Source organism: Clostridium sp. KLE 1755, from assembly GCF_000466465.2.
GTDB lineage: Bacteria > Bacillota > Clostridia > Lachnospirales > Lachnospiraceae > Eisenbergiella > Eisenbergiella porci.
This window is the reverse complement of record NZ_KE992756.1, coordinates 6,496-8,551: the sequence shown is the minus strand read 5'-3', so window position 1 is coordinate 8,551 and position 2,056 is coordinate 6,496. Positions and strand designations below refer to the sequence as shown.

Sequence of the window (2,056 nt, the reverse complement as noted above, 5' to 3'; positions counted from 1 at the left end):
TGCTTTGCACAACGCCCTATCTGGGCGCACCTTCACATTCTGGGTCAAAGCTGACGGGACGCAGCCTTTCTTCCGCAGCATTTTCCAGATGGCAACGCAGTAGCTGGCCGTCAGGGCGTCCCGGAGCAGTACGTGAAATTCGTCAAAGTAGCACCATGTGGAAAGCCCGTTCATGAAGTTCAGGGAAACCTGTGAGTTCACTAAATCCTGCATGATGAGCATGGCAATCGTGCGCAGTCCCGCCCCCAGCTTCTTTAAATCGAGGCACACAAGGCGGCGGTTCAAGTCCACGTTGGTTTCATGGTTGAATACGTTTAAGGAACCGGACACGTAGATTTCAAGGGAGGTTGCCAGACGGGAAGCCTCCGCCTCCGGCTGTTTGCAGAGCAGTTCGTATAAATCCTGCAACGTCGGCATCTGTTTCTTTTCCGGGTGCTGGATATGCTCCCGGTACATGAAGCGCACACAGCGGTCAATCACCGTCCGGTCAATGGGCTGTAGGCCGTCCTTGCCGCCAACAATGAGCTCCATCAGCGACAGGATAAAGTCGGCCTTTAAGGCCATGGGATTTTCCTCGTCAAAACTCAAATCTATGTCCATGGGGTTGATGTGGTGCGGGCTGTCCGGCGCAATCTCAATCACCTGACCGCCCAGCCGCCGGATTAGCGGGGAATATTCGCCCATGGGGTCTACTACGATAATCCGGTCGCGGGTGGCGAGGAACACGTTCACAAGCTCCCGTTTTGCGGCAAAGGATTTCCCGGAACCGGGTACGCCAAGGAACAGGCCGTTGGGGTTTTTCAGTTTCTTCCGGTTCGCCATGATGACGTTGTGGGAAAGGGCGTTCAGGCCGTAATAGACCGCCTCCCCGTCCATGCGGAGCTCCTGCGTTATGAAGGGGACGAAAATGGCGGTGCTGCTGGTAGTCAGGCCCCTCTGTATCTCAATGGCGTTGTGGCCGAGGGGAAGGCTGGAAAGGAACGCCTGCTCCTGCTGGAAGTCCAGCCGTTTCAGGGCGCAGTTGTATTTCTGCACGATTCCTGACACGGTGAACAGGTCGTTGTCCAGCTCCCGCCGGGTGGGCGCCATGTTGACCACAAGGAAGGTCAGGAGGAACATTCTTTCATTCCGGCTCTGCAAATCTTCCAGAAGGGTCTTAGCGTCCTGGCTGTAGGTCACAAGGTCGGGAGGCAGAATGTCCATGTCGTAGCCGGAGCGCACCGCCTTTTTCTGTTCCTCCACCTTCATCTTGTCGATATCGGAGACTTTGGCCTTGATAGCTTTCACGGCGGCGGCCTGATCGACTGTCTGCACATGGAGGGTGATGGTCATTTCCGCGTCCAGCTCCAACAGCTCCGCCAGCAGTTTATCGGAAAGCTCCGAGGCAAGAATCTGCAAGTAGGAGGAGGCTCCCCATGTGGTGCCCACCCGGAACAGACGGCTGAACCGGAAGTCAAAGCTGGTGGGCGCGATAAAGTCCTTTGTGGAAAGCCCGGTTTTTGGTATCATATCCCATGAAAAACGGAAGGGGTCATTCCCGCCCGGGTGGAGCTGGCCGTGGAGCAGTTCCAGGCGTTCCAGCCCGGAGAGGGCGGCTGATTTTACGCCCAGCTTCTTAAAATTGTTCATGATATCGGCCTCCACCCGTTCCAGCCTCGCCCGGGCCGTGGATAAATCGTCCACGTTCACGCCGAAGGTCAACAGTTTCGTCCGCACGATTCCGTTGTTGCTTTTGGCTATCTGGTTTTCCAGCATTTCCACGTATTCCTGCCGCACCCCGTTATATTCGTCCTCCTGCATGGAGATGTTGACGCTGTAGCGGCTTTCCGGGCGGCTCCGGTGGTTGATGAATGAGAGCTGGAAGGGGAGGGTGCTGTCAAAGTAATTTAAGCAGGCGCTCCACCCGTCAAAAATGGCGGCCTGATCCTCGGCCTGTGCGAGCTGGTAGTTGATGTCCTCGTATTCTATGGTTTTCGTGTAATAATGGTCGGCCACCCGGCACACGCCGTCCCGGTACATTTCCCGGTAGGGAAGGGTCTGCTGGGCGGTGGCGGGG

At 56.4% G+C, this 2,056-nt stretch carries 1 protein-coding gene; it reads right to left on the bottom strand.

All coding sequences use genetic code 11. The annotated features are described in order from the left end of the window. On the bottom strand, positions 1 to 2,056 hold a 2,056-nt coding region (locus tag HMPREF1548_RS22585), incomplete at both ends, for a VirB4-like conjugal transfer ATPase, CD1110 family (RefSeq protein ID WP_021638951.1).